The sequence below is a fragment of the Paraburkholderia phenoliruptrix genome (assembly GCF_019511605.1).
In the GTDB taxonomy this organism is placed as follows: Bacteria; Pseudomonadota; Gammaproteobacteria; order Burkholderiales; family Burkholderiaceae; genus Paraburkholderia; species Paraburkholderia phenoliruptrix_A.
In genome coordinates this window covers 91741-111513 of sequence record NZ_JAEUAV010000010.1, presented here as the reverse complement: position 1 = coordinate 111513, position 19773 = coordinate 91741, and the positions used below count along the sequence as shown (strand labels likewise).

At 61.4% G+C, this 19773-nt stretch carries 20 protein-coding genes and 1 pseudogene; 2 read left to right on the top strand and 19 right to left on the bottom strand.

Going from position 1 to position 19773, the window contains the following annotated elements:
- Positions 1-12 precede the first annotated feature (12 nt).
- The 8 genes and pseudogenes from dapA to JNB89_RS15325 all read right to left on the bottom strand — a co-directional run bounded on the left by dapA (position 13) and on the right by JNB89_RS15325 (position 6575).
- A complete protein-coding gene (gene dapA / locus JNB89_RS15355) occupies positions 13-891 on the bottom strand; it encodes a 4-hydroxy-tetrahydrodipicolinate synthase (protein ID WP_220362776.1) in 879 nt (292 codons plus the stop codon).
- Between the two features lie 33 nt (positions 892-924).
- Positions 925-1590 carry an amino acid ABC transporter permease gene (locus JNB89_RS15350; RefSeq protein ID WP_220362775.1) on the bottom strand — a complete coding sequence of 222 codons (666 nt, stop codon included), beginning with the start codon at positions 1588-1590 and terminating at the stop codon, positions 925-927.
- Between the two features lie 10 nt (positions 1591-1600).
- Complete coding sequence (locus tag JNB89_RS15345; RefSeq protein ID WP_028362957.1) at positions 1601-2272, bottom strand: amino acid ABC transporter permease; 672 nt, start codon at positions 2270-2272, stop codon at positions 1601-1603.
- A 7-nt stretch (positions 2273-2279) separates the two neighbouring features.
- Positions 2280-3113, bottom strand: coding sequence for an amino acid ABC transporter ATP-binding protein (locus JNB89_RS15340; RefSeq protein ID WP_220362774.1), 834 nt, complete (start codon positions 3111-3113; stop codon positions 2280-2282).
- A 219-nt stretch (positions 3114-3332) separates the two neighbouring features.
- Positions 3333-4478, bottom strand: coding sequence for a porin (locus tag JNB89_RS15335; protein ID WP_220362773.1), 1146 nt, complete (start codon positions 4476-4478; stop codon positions 3333-3335).
- A gap of 69 nt (positions 4479-4547) precedes the next feature.
- Entirely contained in the window at positions 4548-5432 is an 885-nt protein-coding gene (locus tag JNB89_RS15330) for a transporter substrate-binding domain-containing protein (RefSeq protein WP_346656210.1), read from the bottom strand.
- A gap of 354 nt (positions 5433-5786) precedes the next feature.
- Positions 5787-6020, bottom strand: a pseudogene (locus tag JNB89_RS31055) (IS5/IS1182 family transposase); the annotation flags it as partial.
- A 303-nt stretch (positions 6021-6323) separates the two neighbouring features.
- On the bottom strand, positions 6324-6575 hold the full coding sequence (locus tag JNB89_RS15325; protein WP_220362772.1) for a helix-turn-helix domain-containing protein: 252 nt from the start codon (positions 6573-6575) through the stop codon (positions 6324-6326).
- 147 nt (positions 6576-6722) lie between these two features.
- Here JNB89_RS15325 and JNB89_RS15320 point away from each other — a divergent pair, with 147 nt between their 5' ends.
- Both JNB89_RS15320 and JNB89_RS31370 read left to right on the top strand, forming a co-directional pair.
- Positions 6723-7199, top strand: coding sequence for a hypothetical protein (locus JNB89_RS15320; protein WP_220362771.1), 477 nt, complete (start codon positions 6723-6725; stop codon positions 7197-7199).
- 176 nt (positions 7200-7375) lie between these two features.
- A complete protein-coding gene (locus JNB89_RS31370; RefSeq protein WP_346656209.1) occupies positions 7376-7624 on the top strand; it encodes a hypothetical protein in 249 nt (82 codons plus the stop codon).
- A 249-nt stretch (positions 7625-7873) separates the two neighbouring features.
- Here JNB89_RS31370 and JNB89_RS15310 read toward each other — a convergent pair whose 3' ends face one another.
- The 11 genes from JNB89_RS15310 to virB5 all read right to left on the bottom strand — a co-directional run bounded on the left by JNB89_RS15310 (position 7874) and on the right by virB5 (position 19759).
- A complete protein-coding gene (locus JNB89_RS15310; protein WP_220362770.1) occupies positions 7874-8887 on the bottom strand; it encodes a relaxase/mobilization nuclease domain-containing protein in 1014 nt (337 codons plus the stop codon).
- A gap of 1 nt (position 8888) precedes the next feature.
- Entirely contained in the window at positions 8889-9254 is a 366-nt protein-coding gene (locus JNB89_RS15305; RefSeq protein WP_346656208.1) for a plasmid stabilization protein, read from the bottom strand.
- Positions 9255-9439: 185 nt separating this feature from the next.
- Positions 9440-10942, bottom strand: a complete 1503-nt coding sequence (locus JNB89_RS15300) for an LPD7 domain-containing protein (protein WP_220362768.1) — start codon at positions 10940-10942, stop codon at positions 9440-9442.
- 47 nt (positions 10943-10989) lie between these two features.
- A complete protein-coding gene (locus JNB89_RS15295; protein WP_220362767.1) occupies positions 10990-12810 on the bottom strand; it encodes a PriCT-2 domain-containing protein in 1821 nt (606 codons plus the stop codon).
- The gene (locus tag JNB89_RS15290; RefSeq protein WP_220362766.1) at positions 12807-14540 is read right to left on the bottom strand and encodes a type IV secretory system conjugative DNA transfer family protein; all 1734 of its coding nucleotides are present in this window, start codon (positions 14538-14540) and stop codon (positions 12807-12809) included. The genes JNB89_RS15295 and JNB89_RS15290 overlap by 4 nt, the downstream gene beginning before the upstream one ends.
- Positions 14537-14938, bottom strand: a complete 402-nt coding sequence (locus tag JNB89_RS15285) for a hypothetical protein (RefSeq protein WP_220362765.1) — start codon at positions 14936-14938, stop codon at positions 14537-14539. The genes JNB89_RS15290 and JNB89_RS15285 overlap by 4 nt, the downstream gene beginning before the upstream one ends.
- 7 nt (positions 14939-14945) lie before the next feature.
- On the bottom strand, positions 14946-16064 hold the full coding sequence (virB11, locus tag JNB89_RS15280) for a P-type DNA transfer ATPase VirB11 (RefSeq protein ID WP_220362764.1): 1119 nt from the start codon (positions 16062-16064) through the stop codon (positions 14946-14948).
- Positions 16061-17326, bottom strand: a complete 1266-nt coding sequence (gene virB10, locus JNB89_RS15275) for a type IV secretion system protein VirB10 (RefSeq protein WP_220362837.1) — start codon at positions 17324-17326, stop codon at positions 16061-16063. The genes virB11 and virB10 overlap by 4 nt, the downstream gene beginning before the upstream one ends.
- Entirely contained in the window at positions 17319-18131 is an 813-nt protein-coding gene (locus tag JNB89_RS15270; RefSeq protein ID WP_220362838.1) for a TrbG/VirB9 family P-type conjugative transfer protein, read from the bottom strand. The genes virB10 and JNB89_RS15270 overlap by 8 nt, the downstream gene beginning before the upstream one ends.
- A gap of 26 nt (positions 18132-18157) precedes the next feature.
- Positions 18158-18865: a virB8 family protein gene (locus tag JNB89_RS15265; protein WP_220362836.1), complete on the bottom strand. Its 708-nt coding sequence runs from the start codon at positions 18863-18865 to the stop codon at positions 18158-18160.
- A 198-nt stretch (positions 18866-19063) separates the two neighbouring features.
- Positions 19064-19759 (bottom strand): P-type DNA transfer protein VirB5, encoded by a 696-nt coding sequence (gene virB5 / locus JNB89_RS15260; protein WP_220362763.1) that lies wholly within the window; start codon positions 19757-19759, stop codon positions 19064-19066.
- Positions 19760-19773 lie beyond the last annotated feature (14 nt).

Below are 19773 nucleotides of genomic sequence, written 5' to 3'. Positions count from 1 at the left end.
TCACCGTATTCGTTATCGCTGCGCCGCTTCGAACACTGCGCGGAAATCCGCCTTCTCCTCGTCGGTCAGCGGCTTGAGCGGCATGCGCGCCGCGCCGACCTTGAAGCCCGCCAACTCGCAGCCGTACTTCACCTTCTGCACGAACTTGCCGGCTTCCATGGTCGCCATGACGGGGAACAGCGAGCGCATCACTTCCTGCGCGCCACGAATATCGCCCGCGCTGAATCGGTTGTAGAAGTCCACGACCGGTTTCACAAAACAGTTAGCAGGCCCACAGATCCAGCTCGATGCGCCCCACAGGAAGAAGTCGAGCGCCTGATCGTCCGAACCGCACGACAACTGAAAGTGGTCTTTGTACTTCTCGCCGATTTCAATCGCGCGCAGCAGATTGCCGCTGCTTTCCTTGATGCCGACAACGCGCGGATTGTCCTTGAATGCGTCGAGCACGCTAAAACCGACCTCGACATTGGTTCGAACCGGATAGTTATACAGAATCACGTTGACGTCCGGCACAGCTTCCAGAATGGCTTCGTAATGGCCGATCAGCTCTCCCTGCGAAGGCAGCGCGTAATACGGCGGAGCGATCAGCACGTTTGTGTAGCCGGCGTCGCGCACGAGCCGCGTCTGTTCGATCACTTCACGCGTGCAGGAGCCGTTTGCGCCGCCGATCAGCGTGCCGCGCTCGCCCACCACTTCGCGCACCGTCTTCAGAATGGCGCGGCGCTCGTCGTGGGTCAGCGCGTAGTATTCGCCTGTAGAGCCGAGCGGCACGAAGCCGCTCACGCCGGCCTTCAACTGGAACTCGAGGATCGACGAGAGCGTGTCATGGTCGACTGCGCCCGACGCATTGAACGGCGTAACAAGCGCCGGCAGGATACCTTTCATCTGCATTTGAATCTCCGCTGAACGAAGTAAGGGTTGGGTTTAGTAGGCAAAGCGCCTGAGCAATCGGGTCTCAACCACGCCGACGAGACGCGTCAGCGGGAAAGCGACGAGGAAATAGATGATCGCGACGGTCGTCAAAAACTCGACCGGCCGCGCCGTACTGTTCGAAATGTTCTGGCCGACGAACATCAGATCCGCGACGCCCACGGAAGAAATAAGTGCGCTCTCCTTGAACAGGCTGACGATGTTCGAGAGCAACGGCGGAATTGCACGCAGCAACGCTTGCGGAAAGATCACATACACAATCTTTGCCTGCGGCGAGAGACTCAATGCAGTGCACGCATCATGCTGCTCCGCCGAAATGGACTTCAACGCGCCGCGAAACGTTTCGCTCGTAATGGCGGCCATGTACAACGTCAGCGAAATGACCATTGACAGGTACGGCGGAATCGGAATACGGAACACCACCGGAAAGCAGAAGTACACCCAAAAAAGCTGGATCAGCAGCGGCGTGCCGCGAAAGAACTCGACATAAAGCGCGGTTGCGGCCTTCATCCAGCGGGCCGGCGACATGCGCAGCAGGCTCAGAACGAATCCGGCGAGACTTCCGATCGCCGCGCAACTGCTCGTGAAAGCGAGCGTGAGCCCCAAGCCTTTGAGCAGCACCAGCCAGTAAGGCAAAACAGTCGAGAAATCGAGTTGCATGGGGCTCTCCTCAACGTTGGACCGCGAGGTCCTGACGACGCTCGATTACATGAACCAGCTTCGCAATCGGCAGCGAAAGCGCGAAGTAGATCAGCGCGACCACCGTGTAGGTCTCAAGCGGACGGTAGGCTTCAGTTGCGAGGCTCTTGCCGACGTACATCAGGTCCGCCACCGCGACGATTGCCACCAGTGCGCTCTGTTGCAGGCTGCCGATGCCATTGGTCATCAGAACCGGCATCGCACTCCGAAGCGCTTGTGGAAGCACTACATAAAGCGTGCGTTGCCATGGCTTCAGACCCAGCGCCACGCATGCATCGAGATGTTCCTTAGGGACAGCCTGCACTCCCGCGCGATACGCTTCGGCGTTGAATGCCGTGAGGTTCAGACCGAGTGCCAGCACGCCCATCACGATGGGGTCGATAAAGACATCGACCATCATCGGAATGCAGTAGAAGAACCAGACGATTTGCAGCAGAGCCGGCGTGCAGCGAAAGAATTCAATGAAGAGCTGCGCAGGCCAGCGAATCACGACCCAGCGGCTCATGGCGAGCAGGCACAACAGAAAACCCAGCACGAGCCCCATGAGGTTGGAAGCCACCGCCAGCTCCAGCGTGACCTTCAGGCCCGAAACCAATGCGCTGAAGCTTCCTTCGAGGAAGTTGAAATCGAAGTGATAGTTCATGGCGTCCTCAGTCGAGATGCAGCACTTTCTCCAGAAACTCACGCGTGCGGGCTTCCTTCGGACACTTGAAGATCTCGGCGGGCGCGCCCTGCTCGACGATTTTTCCGCTCGCGCAAAAAACCACTCGCGTTGCGATGTCGCGCGCGAAATGCATGTCGTGCGTGACGATGATCATCGCCATTTTCTGTTCGGCGAGTTTGAGCATCACGTTCTGTACTTCGACGACCATTTCGGGGTCGAGCGCAGAGGTCACCTCGTCGAACAACATCAGCTTCGGCTCCAGCATCAGCGCACGCGCAATCGCGACGCGCTGCTTCTGGCCGCCGGAAAGCTGACTCGGATATGCGTGAAGTTTGCTTTCGAGGCCTAGGCGCGCAAGGTATTTGCGAGCCCGATCCGTGGCCTCGCCTTTCGACAAGCCGCCCACCTTCACCGGGGCAAGGATCAGGTTGCCGAGCACAGACAGATGCGGAAACAGCGTGTAGTGCTGAAACACCATGCCGATCTGCTTTTGCAGCTTCACGTCAATGCGCTTTGCTCTCCCGGAATCGGCGCCGTAGATATACGGCTTGCCCTGAAATCCGATCCGCCCGCCCTGGATGCCCTCAAGACCCATCATCACGCGCAGCAGCGAGCTCTTGCCGCTTCCGCTCGGACCGATGATCACAAGGCGGTCGTCGGCGCGCATGTCGAGACTCATGTGGTCGATCACGACCAGGTTTTCGCCGTAGGACTTGTAGACGTCCTGAAACTGCACGAAGTCGCCGCCGACCTGGGACGGGAACGCCTGCACAGTCTCAGGAACGGGGGATCGGACGGTCATGGCTTGCGGTGACAACATGAAATCTCTCCGGGGTCGCGCCGCGAGACGCGTGGTGGGTGATTCGAGGCCAGGCAGGTTTGTGCATCTGATTGTATACATCGTTGTATTCATGGTAGGAGACGAAAAACCGGTCTGTCAACGTCGGATTCACCGTCTCCAGGGAAATCACTAGCGACTTGCCAAACGCGTACGGCAGAACGCCGGCCGCGCGACCTCCCCAGATGACTCAGGCGCCTATCAGAACTTGTGCCGAATCGCTGCACGCAGCACGAACTGATTGGATGTCGACGACACAGCGGACGCGCCGGGCACATAAGCGACGTCGAGTACCGTGCCGGTTCTGTCGCCGCCCGCGTGCTGATAGGCGCCTTGCAGATAGACGTCGGTGCGTTTTGACAGGTTGTAGTCCGCCATCAGCCCCGCCGAGTGGTACACGGGATGAAGCTGACCGCTCGTGGCGTTGAAGCTGGCGCGCGTGTAGGTGTAGGCGACCCCCACGTAAAACGCCGGGGTGAACTGGTATTTGGCGTTCACTTCAAAGTTGTTGAAGCGCAGCGACGACAGTGTGGCGCCGGCAACCGGCGTAATCGCGCCGACATATCCCGAACTGAGCGGCTGATCGACACCGGTGTTCGTGTAGGCGAAGCCGAGCGTCGTCGCGCCAAACGTGTAGTTGATGCCCGCGCCGAATACTCGCAGGCGTTTCGCCACGAAGTTCTCGTCCCCACCGTTGTTGATTGCACCACCGGCGCTCGCTGACGGGTTGTTCGCCTGCAGGTAGGCTGCGGCAACCAGCAGGCCACCGTTCGTGTATTGCGCACCGAGGCTGTATTGCCGGTTGTTGGCGAAGTTGGTGTCGTTGCTGAAGCTGTAAGTGCCGCCGAATTGCAGTCCGGCAAAGCCAGGGCTCGTGTATTTGACGGTATTGTTGACGCGGAACGTGTTATCGGTGTTGTCGTTATCGTACGGATGCGAGAAAAGGTAACCGCCCCAGTTGCCATTCGCCGTGGTCTGCGCAAGGTAGTCCACGAGCGAGTCGTATTGGCGCCCCAATGTCACGGTGCCGAAGCGCTCGCTCGCGAGGCCGACATACGCCTGGCGCCCGAAGCCGAGGCCGCCTTGCCCGAGCTTGCCGTTGTTCACATTGAAGCCGCTCTCGATCTGGAACAGCGCCTTCAGACCTCTGCCCAGCTCCTCCGAGCCTTTCAGGCCCCACCGGCTGCCTTGGGCGTAGCCGCTCTGAAGCTCGTAGGCCTTGCCGGCCGCCGTGTTGTTCGTATAGTCGAGACCTTCGTCGATGAGGCCGTAGAGGGTCACGGAGTTCTGCGCTAATACCGGCAGACTGAAAGCAGTCAACGCTGCCATCGCGAGGGTTTTTTTCATTTAGTTATCCAAACCTACGGAGTGTTGGGAACTTTGTATTTTTCTGTCTTACGGGCTCGGGCTGCCCTGCTACTTGTTCGGGATCAGCATGGCCTGCACGGACGTCTTGATGAGGCGGTTCACCGCACCCGACTTGAGCTGCTCATTGACATACTTGTTGAGCGCCGCAATATCGGCCGCAGGCGTCTCCTTTCTGATGCCGAATGCCACTTCCTGCTGCGCGAGCGGCGGTTGAGGCTGGATGGTGGCAGCCCAATCGGGATGTGCTTCGGTCAGCAGCAAGTTGGTGATGTTCGCGTCCGCGAGGAGATCCGCGCGCCTGGACATCAGCGCGAGACGCGTCTCGTCGTTGCCCGGCAACCGCATGATCTGGGCCTGTTTGACGACAGCCGAAATGGCCTTGTCCTGCGCGGTTCCGGACATGACCGCGATCGTCACGCCCGGCTTGTCGATCTCAGCGACGGAATGGGCGCCCTTCGGAACTTTGGGGTTGTTCTTGTTGTAGACAAACGAGACGTTGTAATCCGTGGCGGGTGCGGAAAACGAAATGGCTTTTTCGCGTTCCGGCGTGTCGTTGAGCGCGAGCGACAGATCCCATTTGTCAGACTGCAGGCCCGCGACGATGTTGTCCCATGTCGTATCGACGAATTCGACCTTCACCTTCAGCACGTTCTGGCCAAAGTTGCGGCACAACTCCGAGAAGAAGCCGCTGTATTCGCCCGTTTTCGGGTCGCGCATCACGTACGGCGGCGCGACGGCGGCGCCGCAGCGGAGCACTCCGGCTTTCTTCACGCTTTGCCACGCGCCGGCGTCGTCAGCGCGGGATGGCACGCTCGCGACGACAAAGGCACTAGCAAAAAGGCAGACAAGAGCTTGACGGGTAAAACGAGACAGCCGAACCATTGTGACCTCTCCAATAAGGGTAATCCCGCAGATAGCAGACGCCCACACCACACACACCTGCGTGTTTTCGTGTGTGCAGCACTGTATGCATAGTACGAGGGCAAAAATTGGACTGTCAACCGGGCGATTGCCCTGGGTATCCCGTGAGGAATGCGCGAGTGCGCGCGCCGCAGTCGAGGGAGGACAGCGTTTGCACCGTAGCAGCACCAACGCCCTCGGCGGTGGTCAGCACGGTTAATCGACTGTCGTTTTCGCGAATCGCCTGTTCAGATGCGATTCCATAAGAGCAACTCGACGCATTACCCGATCGTCAGGCTTCCGGGCACCAACGTAGGACACGAGTGAGGCCAATTGAGCAGGTGGCTGCGTCAGGGAATAGTGTGATTGGCAAACTGGCAGCGAAGGAGAGGAAAGTCGGCTCAGGGAGCCGTAGATATAGATCTTCTGTATCACACCGGGATGGGAGAGCGGCAGGCCCGTCATCGCAGGCGTGGTGCCGTCGACACCGAGTTCCGCAAGACCCAGTTCGCCGACGAACGCGTCTATGACGCAAACCGGGTCGTCCTGTCCGACGTACCTATCGACGCATCGCGGACGTAGTGCGGCCTACTTGCGGTCATTGCCTTCAAATCGCTTCACGAGTCACCCGGGCTCAATGCGTTGATTCAGTTTAGGCGATCAATGCGTTTTCACACAGGCTGGGTCGAACTCGGCCGCGGAGAGTGCGATTACAGCGAAACCAGATTGCCAATCCTCACATACTGCGGCACCGCACCGTTCCTCTTTGACCCCTTGACATCCGCCCTGCGCCATGCCAGTCAGAATACCGGCCATTCGCATTTTCCACAGTTGAAAATTGGGTCGGTGGTATGGACGCGACGTGCGGGAAGAATCAGCCCACGCGCGGTTGCTCCCCGCCAACGGTAGCTTTGGCGCGCGCATTCAGCTTTTCCCAAGTTTCCGTTCCGTCCGGGAAGCCCCATCGAAGGACAGCAGAGAAGACGGAGGAACACCCAAGGTCTCAGCTAGCACGCAAATATTGTAGAGCGCGACGTTCCGCTGCCCCCTCTCAATGCCCCCCAAGTACGAACGAGCCAGACCGCTCTCGAGGGCAAGTCGCTCTTGCGACCAGCCCTTGGCTTTGCGAAGTTCCATCAACCGTCGTCCAAATAGGGCTAGCGGGTCGTACTGCATCGGCATCTCTAGTAATCAGATGCCCAAGCGTATGGATTTGACCTGTATAAGACCACGCTCTATGATTACACGCACTATGAGTGACAAAATCGTTATGAACTCCGCTAGCTCTTGGCTCGGCCAGCCTGGCGTTGCGTGAGGTGGCGAGTGTTCGACGAACCATCGCCGCGCGGGCTTTTCACAAGCCTGAACGAACAGGAATACCGCAGACTGCGCACACTCAACGAGCAACTCGGTCGAGCGGAACTTTGGATCAGTCGTCGTGGCCACGAAATGGCGACGGCTTATTGTCTCGCCGCAGCACAGGCGCGGCACCTGGAAAAGCTGGATGAGGACGTCGAGTTGATCGCTACCATACTGTTTTTACGAGCCAACGGCACCGCCGTTTCCCGCGATCACATAGTGAGTAGGATTGATATCCCTCTTTTTCCTCGCGTCGCCGGAGAATCGGCTGACTCCAATACGCGACCGACGGAGCACTCTGAGAACGACCCCGAAGCATGGAGCCCGCTATTTCTCGACCTGTACGAGCGTGCCTTGCAAAGGGATGCCACGAAACTGCTAAGCATCGGGGCGTTATGTGTAGATATCGCGCTTATCCAACAGCAACTCCGCTCGTGGTAACCGGTCTTATGTGAACGAGGGAAACGAAGGAACTGACGTTCGACTGAGCGGGCGAATGCCAACCCACCGGCAGCAGAGGCTCATGTCTGCCCCTCAAGTAACTTCGCAGTAGGCCACAAGAGACATACTGTCGTTCCGATAGGCTACGCCGCACTGCGATGTCTCTGGAGACTTATATGAATTTGCTCAAGCTGGTCATCGTCGCAGCTGGAACCCTTGCGGTCGTAAAAGGAGCCCAGCAGCTTGGTCGCCACTGCCGACGCACATTCGGTCACAGCATCTTCAGCATGCGCGGCTTCTGGCTCGCGGCCATCACGATCAATCTCGTTGGTGGGGATATTACGCTTGGGCGACTGCCACGCTACGTCATTCGCCGGCGTACGGAGGAATTGCTCTGGTGGCGCTGGGCATCGCTGGGTTCGTGAAGCTGATACACCAAAACGTGCGCGAAACGAACGTCATGTTCGGCATCGGCGGCTCGTTGCTTCAGCTCTTACTGTTTTTTCCAGTCGCGCTCTATGGTCTACCGCTCCTCGCTATCGCCTTGCTTTTCCTACTCTTTGCGACTTACAGAGGTACACCCGCGTGGCTGGTCGATCCGTGAACTAATCGCAAGCCAGTGTGAACGATCTCGCGGCAATGGACCAGGAGAGGCGGCCTCGCCGCAGGCCCTTTCAACGCTTGATCTCGTGGTCCTGGTCACGAGGTTGATTGTCGTACTCAGGTACTGACCGGTCTCCGCGCGTCGGCGTCGTATCTGGCCGGAATTCAGCAACGGGAGCATGTTGCTGCACTGGCATCGCGCGCACGAAGTCGACGATGCTGACCGCCATTAAACGATCTGTCTTGACGGAGGATGCCGCCATTGACCGCGCCAACTCACGCCATGCCGCAAATACGCCATCGTGTGCCTTCGATTCCGCCTCTCGCTGCTCGTCATTCCCCACGGCGCGCCAATACATCGGTGTGTCGCCGCGCGCGAGCATGTGCGTAACGCCCTGACCGGGATATCTTTTTGTCACGCCACGTGTGCGCCGGAGCGTCGCGTTTGCATCAACGCCATGCTCGCGAAGCTGTTCCGCAAATCGCTCGCGCCAGCGCCACAGATCGGGTTTGCGCGGATTGAGCCGGCGCCCATCGGGTCCCCGCACCTGCACGCTCAGATGCACGTGCGGATGGGCCTCGTCATCGTGCGCGGCGAAGACATACGCACGCCCATCGCCAAATTCGAGCGCCGCAAAATCCCGGGCAGCGTCGCGCACGGCCTGCCGGTTCGTTCCCGGCGGCATCGACAGCAGGATATTGAAAACCTCACGACGGTGACTCGTCTCGGGAATTCCCCATCCACCCAACTGCCATGTCCGCGTGAGATCGCGCACGGCTTCGGCGCCTGCGATTCTGTCTCCATTCTGGTCTTCGAGCTCGACGCTCCCATTGCGAGAGATATAACGCAAATGTCGTCGCACTGCGCCAATGCCCTGCGCGCTCGACGCATTATTGGTGATCTTCACCATAACTTCGGGGGTGCGCCGTAGGGTTCGTGCTAGCTGTTCGCGCATGCGCGCGGCTTCGCTGCGCAATCCCGCGCGAGATAACCGAGGCGCGCGTGCGTGTCGAAACGGCTCCTGAAACAGCCGATCGCCCCAGTTCACAAGCATTGCGTCGATGTAAATCTTCGGATAAGTCATCTCACCGGCTCCATCGATCAAGATTCGCACGAATTACAGCTGCGACGGCGCGCAAGTGCGCGTCGAGCCGTTGTCGAATTGCCTTGATATTTGGCTCGCTATCGGGCGTCAAGCGTCCGACCGTTGCGTCACGCGCAAGCTGCGCGAGCCGGCGGCTCACTGTAGCGAGCTGCTGATTCGAGTCGGACAGCAACCTCATCTCGGTTTGCCCAAGCTGCGGCTCGCGGGTCAACTGTGCGCGAATGAGGGCTACGATCCAGCGGTTACTCGTCAAACCGGACGCAGCGGCCCGCTCGTTGATCGCCGCTTGTTCCGAGTAGGTCAGCCTGATCTCGATACGCGTGCGCGGCTCATCGACTGCAGTCATTCGCAGCACTGATTCGACAGGCGCGTTGCTGTCGGCTTCTTCTGCGTCAAGCGCGGTCGTGATCAACTGCCTCACGCCCTCCGCAGTTGTCACTCCGCGCCTTGCGCACCAGGCTTCCCAGTCCGGACGCAATCCCGCCAGCTCCACACACAACCGCTCACGTACACGCATTCGCAGATGCCCATTTATCGTGCTGGTAACGACTGTTCGGCAGGCGTTAGCTCAAGCTCGCGAGTCCGCGCGCGCTCCGGCGCTGCACGCGCGCGGCGCTCCCGCTCGGATGGCGCCTGCAGGTCGAAGACGCGCGGCCGTGGCACCGAGGTCCCATCCCTGGCAAACGCATCGAGCATGGCTTCGGCGCGCTGTCGGACCCGAGAAATCGAGCGCGCGCTGAATCCCTGCTCACGCATCGCACCGGTCAACACGGCCAGATGCAATACCTTGTCTTCGTCCGACACCGTCGAGCGCGGCCGTTCTCGGCTATCCTTGCGCGCGCCCTCCGTAGGCACCATCGTCCCATCCGGTGCCCGTTCGAAGCGAGATTCGGATACAGACTGATGCCGATCAACGACTTCGACTTGCCAGGTGTTCCGGTGTACGTCCTTCTCGTCCTCGCCAACCATCACGCCCTGACTGTCGAAGATCGGTGCTTTGACGGTCACCAGCCGACGGCCCTGATTTTCCAGGACAACACGGTCTCCGGGCGCGGCACGCGACTCTTGAACTGCGCGCTCGAGGTCCACGCCCCACACCACCTGATCGACGCCCGCGGCATCGCGAAACACCACGTAATACGAGTCGCTTCGAGCTGGATTGTTTTGATACGGCGCGTGGCCGTGCTCTCGCAGCTCTCCTGCGTACCGGCGAGGAGCTTCGGGCTCATCACTCGTAGCTGGCAACCGTGATTCCAAGTGCTCCGGGACCGGGTACTGGGATGGAGCAGCGGAGCGCAACGCGCTGGAAGCGCCAACGGTCATAGACTGCGCCCCATCGCGCGATGTCGAAACTGACGCTGGCGGGATGCTTTCATTCGATTTAGGAGGCGCCCCGGTCGTCCCCACCGAAGCATCCGCCTCAATCCGATTGTTCAGCCACGTCTGCCGGGCGTCGGCCAGACGAGCAAGATCCGCTGGCTTCGGTTCATAGCCGCTCACCTCAATCCCTAGCACCGTCGCCTGCAGCCACACTTCACTGCGGAACGCTTCGTGGCCCGAGACGCGAATGCGCCGCCACGACTTGGCCGCCGCCATGTCGACCATTGACTCCACCACGTCCGGCCGATTGTGCTCGGTAGCGAGGTAGGGCCCGAGATCCTCAAATGCCAGCTGATACGGCGCATCCTTCAAGAAATACTGGTTGCCCGCGCGCAAGTAGCGCTTGCGCACGCGCTCCGGCGCTTGCTCCAGCGGTACCCGTGCTTTCCCGCTGAATTCCGCTGGCTCGCTCACGACCGCGCGTGAGTCAGGGTCCAGCCTTAGCCCTTCGTCTCGTGTCGCCTGGTCACGCAGACGTGCGAGCGCCGCATCAAACTCGCGACGGCGTCGAGCCGCCACGGCGCCCATCGCAGCTTCGTCGAGCCGTTGGTTACGTCCATCGGCACTCGACTGCGCTTCAGCACTCGGGCGCCCGAAGATATCTTGCTCGATCACGTTGATGACCGGATCGGCGAAGGAAGAAATTTCGGTCATTGTGCAACTCCGTCAGTGATTTGCCGAGATGGGTGACTCAATGGCTGCTAGCGATCAGGCCCACGCTCCTTCGACTGCTCCAGCGCCGCCGCGCGGGCCTCGCGCACGCGAGCCCACGATCGCGTCTGCAGCTGATCGAGCATCACCTCGAGGTTCGGGCTGAAATTCAGTTCGCGCGCCGACTTCTTGAGAGACCCCACCGTACGCTCGAGTAGTTCGCGCGCGCGGTCCCACGGATAGACTTTCGGTCGGGCGCCCTGGTATCCGACCTGCAACTCAGTACCGTTCAGCCGCGCGTTCTCGTCCATCCATCGCAGTCGCTCAGACACAAACTCCATCTGAACCTTGGGATGGAAGACCACGCTGCGTGTCGCGACCTCCTGGATCAGGTAGTGTTCTGTGTTGAAGACCTCCCCGCGGTACGGCCCGCCGTTCTCGCGAGGAGTACCCATCCGCAGTGGTGAGCCGAAGCGATGCTCGGCCAGCGCCCTCACCTCGTGGGGCACATCCGCGACGGCAAAGAGCGGCTCCCCCACCGGAGGGCGGGTCGGCGCGAACTGTCGTGAGGTGACCGCAGACGAGTCATCGGCTGGCGTTGTGGTGGCGAGCTCGGGCATGACCGACGATGCTGCGGGTGCGGATGCTTCGGGCGGGGTTACCGGCTTCGGCTCACTGCGCCTCGATCCGCGACGCCGCGACGGCTCCTGCGCTTCATTCACGAGCTTTTCCTTCACGTTACCCATCACTTCCTCCTTCGGTTCGCCCGGCACGGTTCCCGCTTCCACATCCGCCGCTGGCGCGCGGGTTGGCGGCAACGGCTCTTTGTGCCCATACACAATTTCTCGGAGGCGATCGCCCACGGTCTCGAAACCCGACAGCACGGCCATATCGTTGAAGTCAGTCGGCACCTGGTCATCGATCCGCACCTCCTGCGCAAATACCGGCAGGGCGAGATGGGCACGCGCGGCTTGTGCAGCCTCCCGCGCCTTGGCTTCGCCGGGCCCAATGTCAGCCAGTACCACGAGCTCGGTGTCGGGGAATCTCGCTCGCACAATGCCGGCCACCTGAGGCAGCGTTCCGCTCGACAGACTCGCTAGCGCCGCCCAGCCGGTCGCGCGGTGCGCAGACAACACCGTCGCCATCCCTTCGCCGATCACAATTGGAGCGACCGGATCAGCGTCGTTCGGTGCCTGCCCAGCAATCCAGTAGCCGCCTCGCTTGAGCCCTCCGGCCAGCGATGACTTGCGACCGTTTTCGTCGATAAGCTCAAGCGTCGAAATCGCCTCGCCGATCCAGAACGGCACGACGAGCACGCGTCCTGTTAGCGGCACACCCTCGCTCGCTGGGGCATAGCCCAGTAGTGCATGCAATTCGGGGGCCTCAAGCTCGCGCAGTGTCGGCACTGGATCGAGCTGCTTGCGCGCGAGATACGGATGCTCGGGACCGACCGGCCGAGCCCACTCCCAGATCGCCTGCGCCTCGCGAGCCACTGCGGCCTGCCGGACTCGTTGGCGTGCTTCTTCACGCGCACGCTGCTCCAGCACATCGGCGCGCGGCGCAAGTGCGGTCGCCATTTGGTCGGGATACTGCGAGCGCTTCAGATCAAAGCCGTGCTGCCGGGCGAGCCAGAAAAGGGACGCCAGCGTCTTGCCGCCCGTTTCCTTCGCGGATCGCCATGTGGTGCGCGCCGCGCGCTCGTTGTAGTTGGCCGCTGTCCGACTCCACTCGTCCCAGATCTCGAAACCGGCGTCTCCGAGGCCGTTCTTGAGCGCAAAGGCCATGTCGACCCACGTGCCATAGTCGTCCGCGGGAATCACCGCCAGCGCAGCGCGCACGCGCACCGTCTCGTCCACGTAGGGCTGGCTCATTGCCGTGCTCCCTCGATCGGCACAACGTTCGATGCGCCGCGCGATGTCGATCCGCCTTTCGCCCGCGTCGATCCGACAGGCCGCAACTCAGCAACATCCAGGTCCGCAACCGATAACTGCCGCGTCGCTCGCTTGACGCGTTCTGCCGGCACGCCGAGCAGCATGAAATGTCGCTCGACGTAGGCGGTGACTTCATCCTCGTTCATGTCAGACAGGCTCGGCGGCAAATCACGTGGATCCCACGCCTGCAGAACTTCCAGATATTCGGCAGGCAGATGGATATCGCCTGCGCCCTCGAAGTCGACGTCCTCAGGCTGTACCTCACGCAGACGCCGCTCCACCTGAGCCGTAAAGCGCGCGAGATTCAGGGCTGGCACCGTTGGCGCGAAGACGATGCGCGAGGCAAACTCCGGATCGCGCCAGTAGCAGATTTTGTCGGCCAGGATCGGCTTGGTATTCTCGAGAACGATGATCTCCTTCTCGCGCCCGAGTTCTTTCAACTCCTGCGGCAGCAGCAAGGGGCGCCGCTGCTCGGACAGGCTCTCGCTCGCCCCACCGCGGCCCCCAAACATTGAACTTGGGCGGCTGACGCTTCTGGACTGCTCGGTGAAAGTCCCGAGCATCTCGGAGTAGTCGTTCGCGTCCTTCTGCTCGCGAGGCGCGTAGAGGATCTGCATCGCGTGGTTCGTAATGAACGTGCGCGAATCGGCCCGGCCGTAGACCGATTCCAGCTGTGCGATCGACTGAACAATGGAAAGCAGCCGCAGGTTGTAACCGGCCATATAGGCGACTGCCCGCGCGATGATCTGGATTTTGCCGATGGCCGTCATTTCATCGAGCAGCAGCAGGCACTGAAAACGCAATGCCGGATCGGCTTCCGGCAACTGCTTCGTGTTCAGATTGACGAGCTGCGAGAAGAGCAGGTTGACGACCAGTGCGGCTTCGGACAGGTGGTCCGGTGTAATGCCGATGTAGATGGACATCCGGCGCCGGCGTACATCGCGTAGATCAAAATCGTTGCTACTGGTCGCCGCATCGACAATCGGATTCGCCCAGATCGTGAGCGGGGCATGAAAGGTCGCGAGGATGCTCGCCAGCACCTTGTCATCGTTCGACAGGAAGCGGTTGAGTGCATCGACGCAGGGGCCGCTCAGCAGCCCACGATGCTGAACCAGCGCTCGCTGCAAATACGATTTGACTGGCATGCCATGGCCCGAGGACTGCCGCAGCACCTCGCCCATCGTGACGGGATAGTCGGGGATTGAGGGCCCCTTGCCTACCCTTCGCGCATCACGCCACTCGCAAAGCAACAGCACGATGCCGAGGAACAGATTGCGCGCCTGATCCTTCCAGAAATCATCATGGCCGCCAGCCGGATAGAGCGCGTAACCGATGGCGAGGATGTCACCCACGCGGAAAAGGCCGTCCGAAATCGCCGACAGCGGGTTGTACCGGTGTGTGCGGGCATCCTCCGCGAACGGGTCGAACAGATACACGTCTTGCCCGTGCGCGCGGCGGAACCCTGCCGTGAGCGCATAGTTTTCGCGCTTGATGTCGAGCACAACGACGGAATCGGGATAGCTCAGCAAATTCGGGATCACGATACCGACGCCCTTGCCCGAGCGTGCGGGGGCGGCCAGCAGCACGAACTGCTGACCGCGAAAGCGCAGGTAGCGCCCGCGCCAGATGCCGACGACCAAGGCTGGGGCGTTGGTGTTAGCTGGCGTCATAGCAACCCCGCCGCACGAATTTCAGCTTCGCTGGCGAACCGGGCACTACCATATAGACCCCGCCGTCCGCTACTTTCCCACAAGGTGTACAACCCGATCGCCGGACCACCCACCGCGGTGAGCACGCCCAGCAGCGCTGCACCGGCCATACGCCGTCCGGCGTTCGGCATCTGACCGTGCAGCCACGCGAGTAACGCATCCGGCCAGCCCCAGAGGCCCGCATGCAGGGGATTCATCCGCAGGCTGGCGTAGAGGAAAAATGACGCGGCCCACAGGGAGGCCAGCACACTGGCGGCGACCACGGCCAGCACGGCGGCCGCGACGAGGGCCGACCGGGCGTGGAAAGCGCCAGCGCTGACGCCGTTCACAATTGTTAAGGATTTACCGCTCGCGTTCATATGGACCTCACGCGAAGCTCGTGCGCGCCTTGCGCACGGGATCAAACCAGATTTCCGTCATGCCCCAGCGCTTGCCAATCTGCTCGCCGGCGTCGTTGTAGACCGGATGGGCCTGCATGTGCGCCACCAGGTCGATCGTCAGGAACAGCAGCCTCTTGAGCGCGCCATCGTCATATGCTGCGGCCTCCGGATGCTCCTTGGCCATCAGAGCGAAGCGCTCGACCGCGACCGTGGCATTCGGCGCGTGGTAGCTCGTGATCGAGCCCGCGTGACCGGTCGTCAGCAGCTTGAGGAAATCGTAGGCTTCGGCACCCCGCAGCTCGGCCAGAAGCACGCGGTCAGGGCGCATGCGCATTGCACTGGCGATCAGGTCCGCGGGCGTCACGTGTGCCTGACCGTGACCTCCCTTGCTGTACGTCAGGTGCACACAATTCTCAATGTGCGGCAGGAATAGTTCCCGGACGTCCTGGATCGTCACGATCCGTTCCGCTGGCCCGATGGATTGGCACAGCGTCTTCATAAAACTCGTTTTGCCGGAACCGGTGTTGCCAACAATGACGATGTTCAGGCACCCGGCAACCGCCTGCTCGAAAAACGCGCCGTGGTCCCGCGCTTCGAGGCAATCGACGAGCTTGCGTACCTGGGGCGGCAACATTGGCAATACGGCGTCGAGTCCATCCGGCCGATGCCACACCGTATCGTCGAAGAGGCCCTCATCCCGGTAAGCATCCAGCGTCTTCTCGCGCGAAGATGGTCGCCGGATCGTGATCGATACGGTGCGCGATGGCACGACGGGCGGCACCACAATCTGGATGCGCGCATCCCCCGGCAGCAATGCCGACAGCACCGGGTGCTGGGCCGACACGTCCTGACTCGTCAGCGTGGCAACGGCTACCGCAAAAGACATCAGCCGCTCGTAATCGAGGTCGGTGTAGTCGTAACCGCGCCAGCCACGATGCGTTTCAGTCAGTACGCGTTGCGGCCGATTGATCACGAGCTCGGTGACGTCCGGATCTTCCAGCAGCGGCGCAAACGGCCGCATCAACTCGCGCACCGAGGCGTCGTCCGGAAGCCGTGCGAGCACCATGTCGTCGACCGGATTCGGCATATTCATGCACGATCTCATTGCGATCCCTCCGGCTCGAGGGCATACACCGATCCGAAATCGAGGTCACGCGCTACCATGATCGTGAACTCGGCGCCCTGGTTTTGCGTGAGCGTCGGCGGAATGTTGATCGTCCGATCCAAAACATGCGAGGCCATGTCGTTGCCTTGCTGCTCGGTGTTCTGATACACGGCGGAGCTGTTGTTGTTCCCACCGCGTGTGGCCAGATAGCCGATGGCATCCTGCGTCATGCCGAGCAGTAGCGCCGCCCCGATACGCTGGCCCCAATGGTTGTCCACGTAGCCGTCGATTCCCATGCGGCCGAGCGCATCGGCTGCGGGCGAATCGATCTGGACGGTCACGCCATCGGGCGTCTTGATTCGCGCGGCGAGGATGAGGGCGCGTTTTTGCCCGGGCGCCAAGTTCGAGCGATATTCGCTGTTGATCTGTGAGCCGCGCTCGATCAGCACCACCTTCCCATCATCGGAATAGATGTTCTTCGTCACGGTGCACGTGGAGATGCCTGCCTCGGTAGAGTCAAACGCCGTGTCGCCCGCACAGTCGATCTTCGCACCCTGCGCGAGAATCAGGCTGCGATCGCCGAGCATGCCCGCGCGTACGCGCGGCGTGGCGGTCGGGGTCAACGCCTGCGCAAGCGGTCCAGTGCCGCTCTGCTCCAAGGCACCGGTTGCACGACTAGGGACGCCCGCGCCCACAGACGAAGCTCCAGAGGCGACAGCGCCAGAAATGCCTCCTGTCGGCAACCCGCCTTCTTCGCGACCGTTCAACTCGGGCGCTGGGCCCATGCCCAGCAGCGGCGCATCGTAGTAGCTCCGCACCGGCGGCGTCGGCCTCGCCGAGATGGGCGCTCGATTCACGACAGGCGCGGAAGCCGCCGCCTCGACACTCACTGCCTTTGGTGCTGAGGCCGCACTCGTCGCCGACGCCGGCAGGTCCTTAAATAGCCGCCCGCCCGGCGCCGCTTCCGCGATCGCGTCGCGACGCGCTTTCGCCTGCGCATCGTGCCTGGCAAGAAACGTATGCACCGTCCAGACGGCGCCAGCACCTGCGACGATGACGACCACGAGCGGCGTCAACCACCAGGCGCGAGGAAGAACACGTCGATACTGACCGAGCGCCGGCGTGCCGCGATCTCCCATCCCGGTAGCCGGGGAATTGAAATCGACGTCGCGTGCATCCGCTCCCTGATCGACAGGCTCATCCGGCTCCATCGTGTTGCGAGGCCGCTGATCGCTTAGCGGGTTTTTTTGCGGGTCATTCATCATCGTGACTCCGCAAGACACGCCTCACGCCGTCGGCAGTTGTGCCGTCGCGTGGCGGCACCCCATCCATGTCATAGGCGTCGTTCCAGATTCCGACGACCTCCTCGCCCAAACGAAGCACGAAACGTTTAGCCACTTCGTGAACCACGACGGTGTCGCCGTCCATGTGCTTGTCGACCGTGCTCTCGGTGCCGTCGTCCGCCACGCGGAAGATCGCCGGGATGCGCCGGTTGGCCGGGATGCGAATGTAGGTGAATCGGCCGTCGTCCCACGCCGCGGTCGGCGCGATATCGTCCGAGTGCGGCATGACCTGCATCGAATACCGGGTGTTACGGACGACCGGCGGTTGCGCCAGGCGCCGGCTTACCAGCGCTGCATCGCTCAGGGCTTGTGCCTGCGCTTTCACTTGATCCGGATAGACGAAGGTCACGCGGTAAATCTCCTCGTCGTTGCCGAATTTAGCCTTGAGAGGCAGCACCACCAGATCGAAGCTGTAGCTGCGCCTGTCGGTACGGATCTCCAGGTTCGAGTCGTGCGCCGCGAGCTGCGGCTTGAGGTACACGTCGTGATCGCCCTTGTTCGCGACGACCTGCCAGCCGTCCCGATCGCCGGGGGCCACCACCTGAATGTGCTCTTGCGGTTCGAGCGCAATGTGCGTCGCAAAGCCGCGCTGCGCGTCGATACGCACAACCGCGTCCGGCCGATAGACGACCTGCCGCACCCGAGAGTCGTCAGACCACCCCGGCACGGTATAGGCGCGCGCGACGGGACTGGCCACCAGCAGAGCGCCAAGCCAAAACGCCATTAGGGCAACGCCTTTTCTGTCGTATCTCATGGAGCCACTCCGGTGGCGGCCGCTGACGATGCAGGCGGCGTATATTCTGGATCGCGGCTGTAAGCCGTCACCTTGAATCCGAACGGATTGGCAATCGCGACGCTTTCACGCGTGAAAACCGGCGGCCGATAGGTGTACGCAAGGGTGACCACGAAACGTTGGGGCGGCTGAGCATTCGCTTCACCGTTTTTGAACGTCGTGCGCTCGATATGTACGACAGCGCGGCCCGGTTCGTCGGGCGGCAGGGTCGTTGACAGAATCCGCACGCGCCGCTCGCTGTTCGGCCCAAGCTGCCGGTCGAGCGCGTCCGGGCCGCTGTAGATCGAGCGGTAGTCACGCGCGACCACGTCATTGCTCATGGCGAGCACGTCGTCATAGTCCATCTGCAGCAGGCCCCAGTCATAGCGTTCCCGCTCACGCACATAGGCCTCGACCCAGTGCTTGTCCTGGATTTCCTTCGTGTGGACATGCCGCGCATCCAGCACATCGATCACCTGCGCCTCGCCGGTCAGGCGGTCAACCTCGATCGGCAGCGGAACGACGCGATAGAACGGGACCATGACGGCAAGCGCCGCCACGCTCAGCACAGCAACGCCCACTGCGCCATAAGCGACATGCCACGCCCGCCGCTCTGACCGTTCCTGCAGGTACGTCAGCGACGCCTCGATATCGAGCACGCGCCCGTAGTCGTCACGGCTATTCATCGTCCACCTCCCCCGACTGACGTGCCAAGCGATACGGAGGAAGCCGACGTTGTCGGAACAGGCGGAATGCGGTTGATCGGCACCCGGTGCGAACCATCCGGCAGCACCGGTCTTGGTGGCCCGAAATGGCATGCGCTCATTAGTGCTACTAAACCAAGAGGAAGCGATATTCTGAGAATGCCGCGCATCGTCGTCCCCTCAGTTTCCGAACGAAGCCGGTACCATCTGGTCCTGCAACCGCGCGGTGTTGCCAGCCCGGCTCAGTATCAGTTCGCTCTGCTGCTCAGCGACGAGCTTGTCCTCCGTATCGCCGAGCATTCGGAAGAGCTGCAGCTTCGTCATCTCGTCGCCAACCGCTGTCGTCTCGGTCTGTACCCGTGCTTGCAGTTCAGCGATGCCCTTAGGGTCCTGCGTGACATCGATCTGCTGCATGAGGCTCTGAATCTGGTTCAGCTCCTGGAGCTCTGTCTGATACGCCTGCATGCCAAACGCTTTGTCCTGGAATGGCTTGTTCAGCGCACGCTGACAGACCTGCTGGTCGATACCTGCCTGGTCGCCACAGTCATATATCTGGCTCGCGGAACGCAACGCCTGAGCGCTGCCGGTAAGCCCTGCATAACCTCCGTGCTGCACGGCCGTATAGACGCTCTGCCAGTTCGACGGCAGCGAATTCGCGAGCACGGGATTACTCAGCAATGCACCGAAACCGCGGGTACCGACGGTTGACTGGTAAATTTGGATTTCCTGCTGGACCTCTTGCTCGAGCTGCCCGACTGTCGCAATGGCCTGGAGCACGTTCTGAGCATCGAAGACCGGGATGCCCTGCGCATGGCTGGAAGAACACAGCATGAGCCATGTGATTGCAGCGCCCACTATCCTGAATCGTCCTGTCATGATGACTCCCTCAC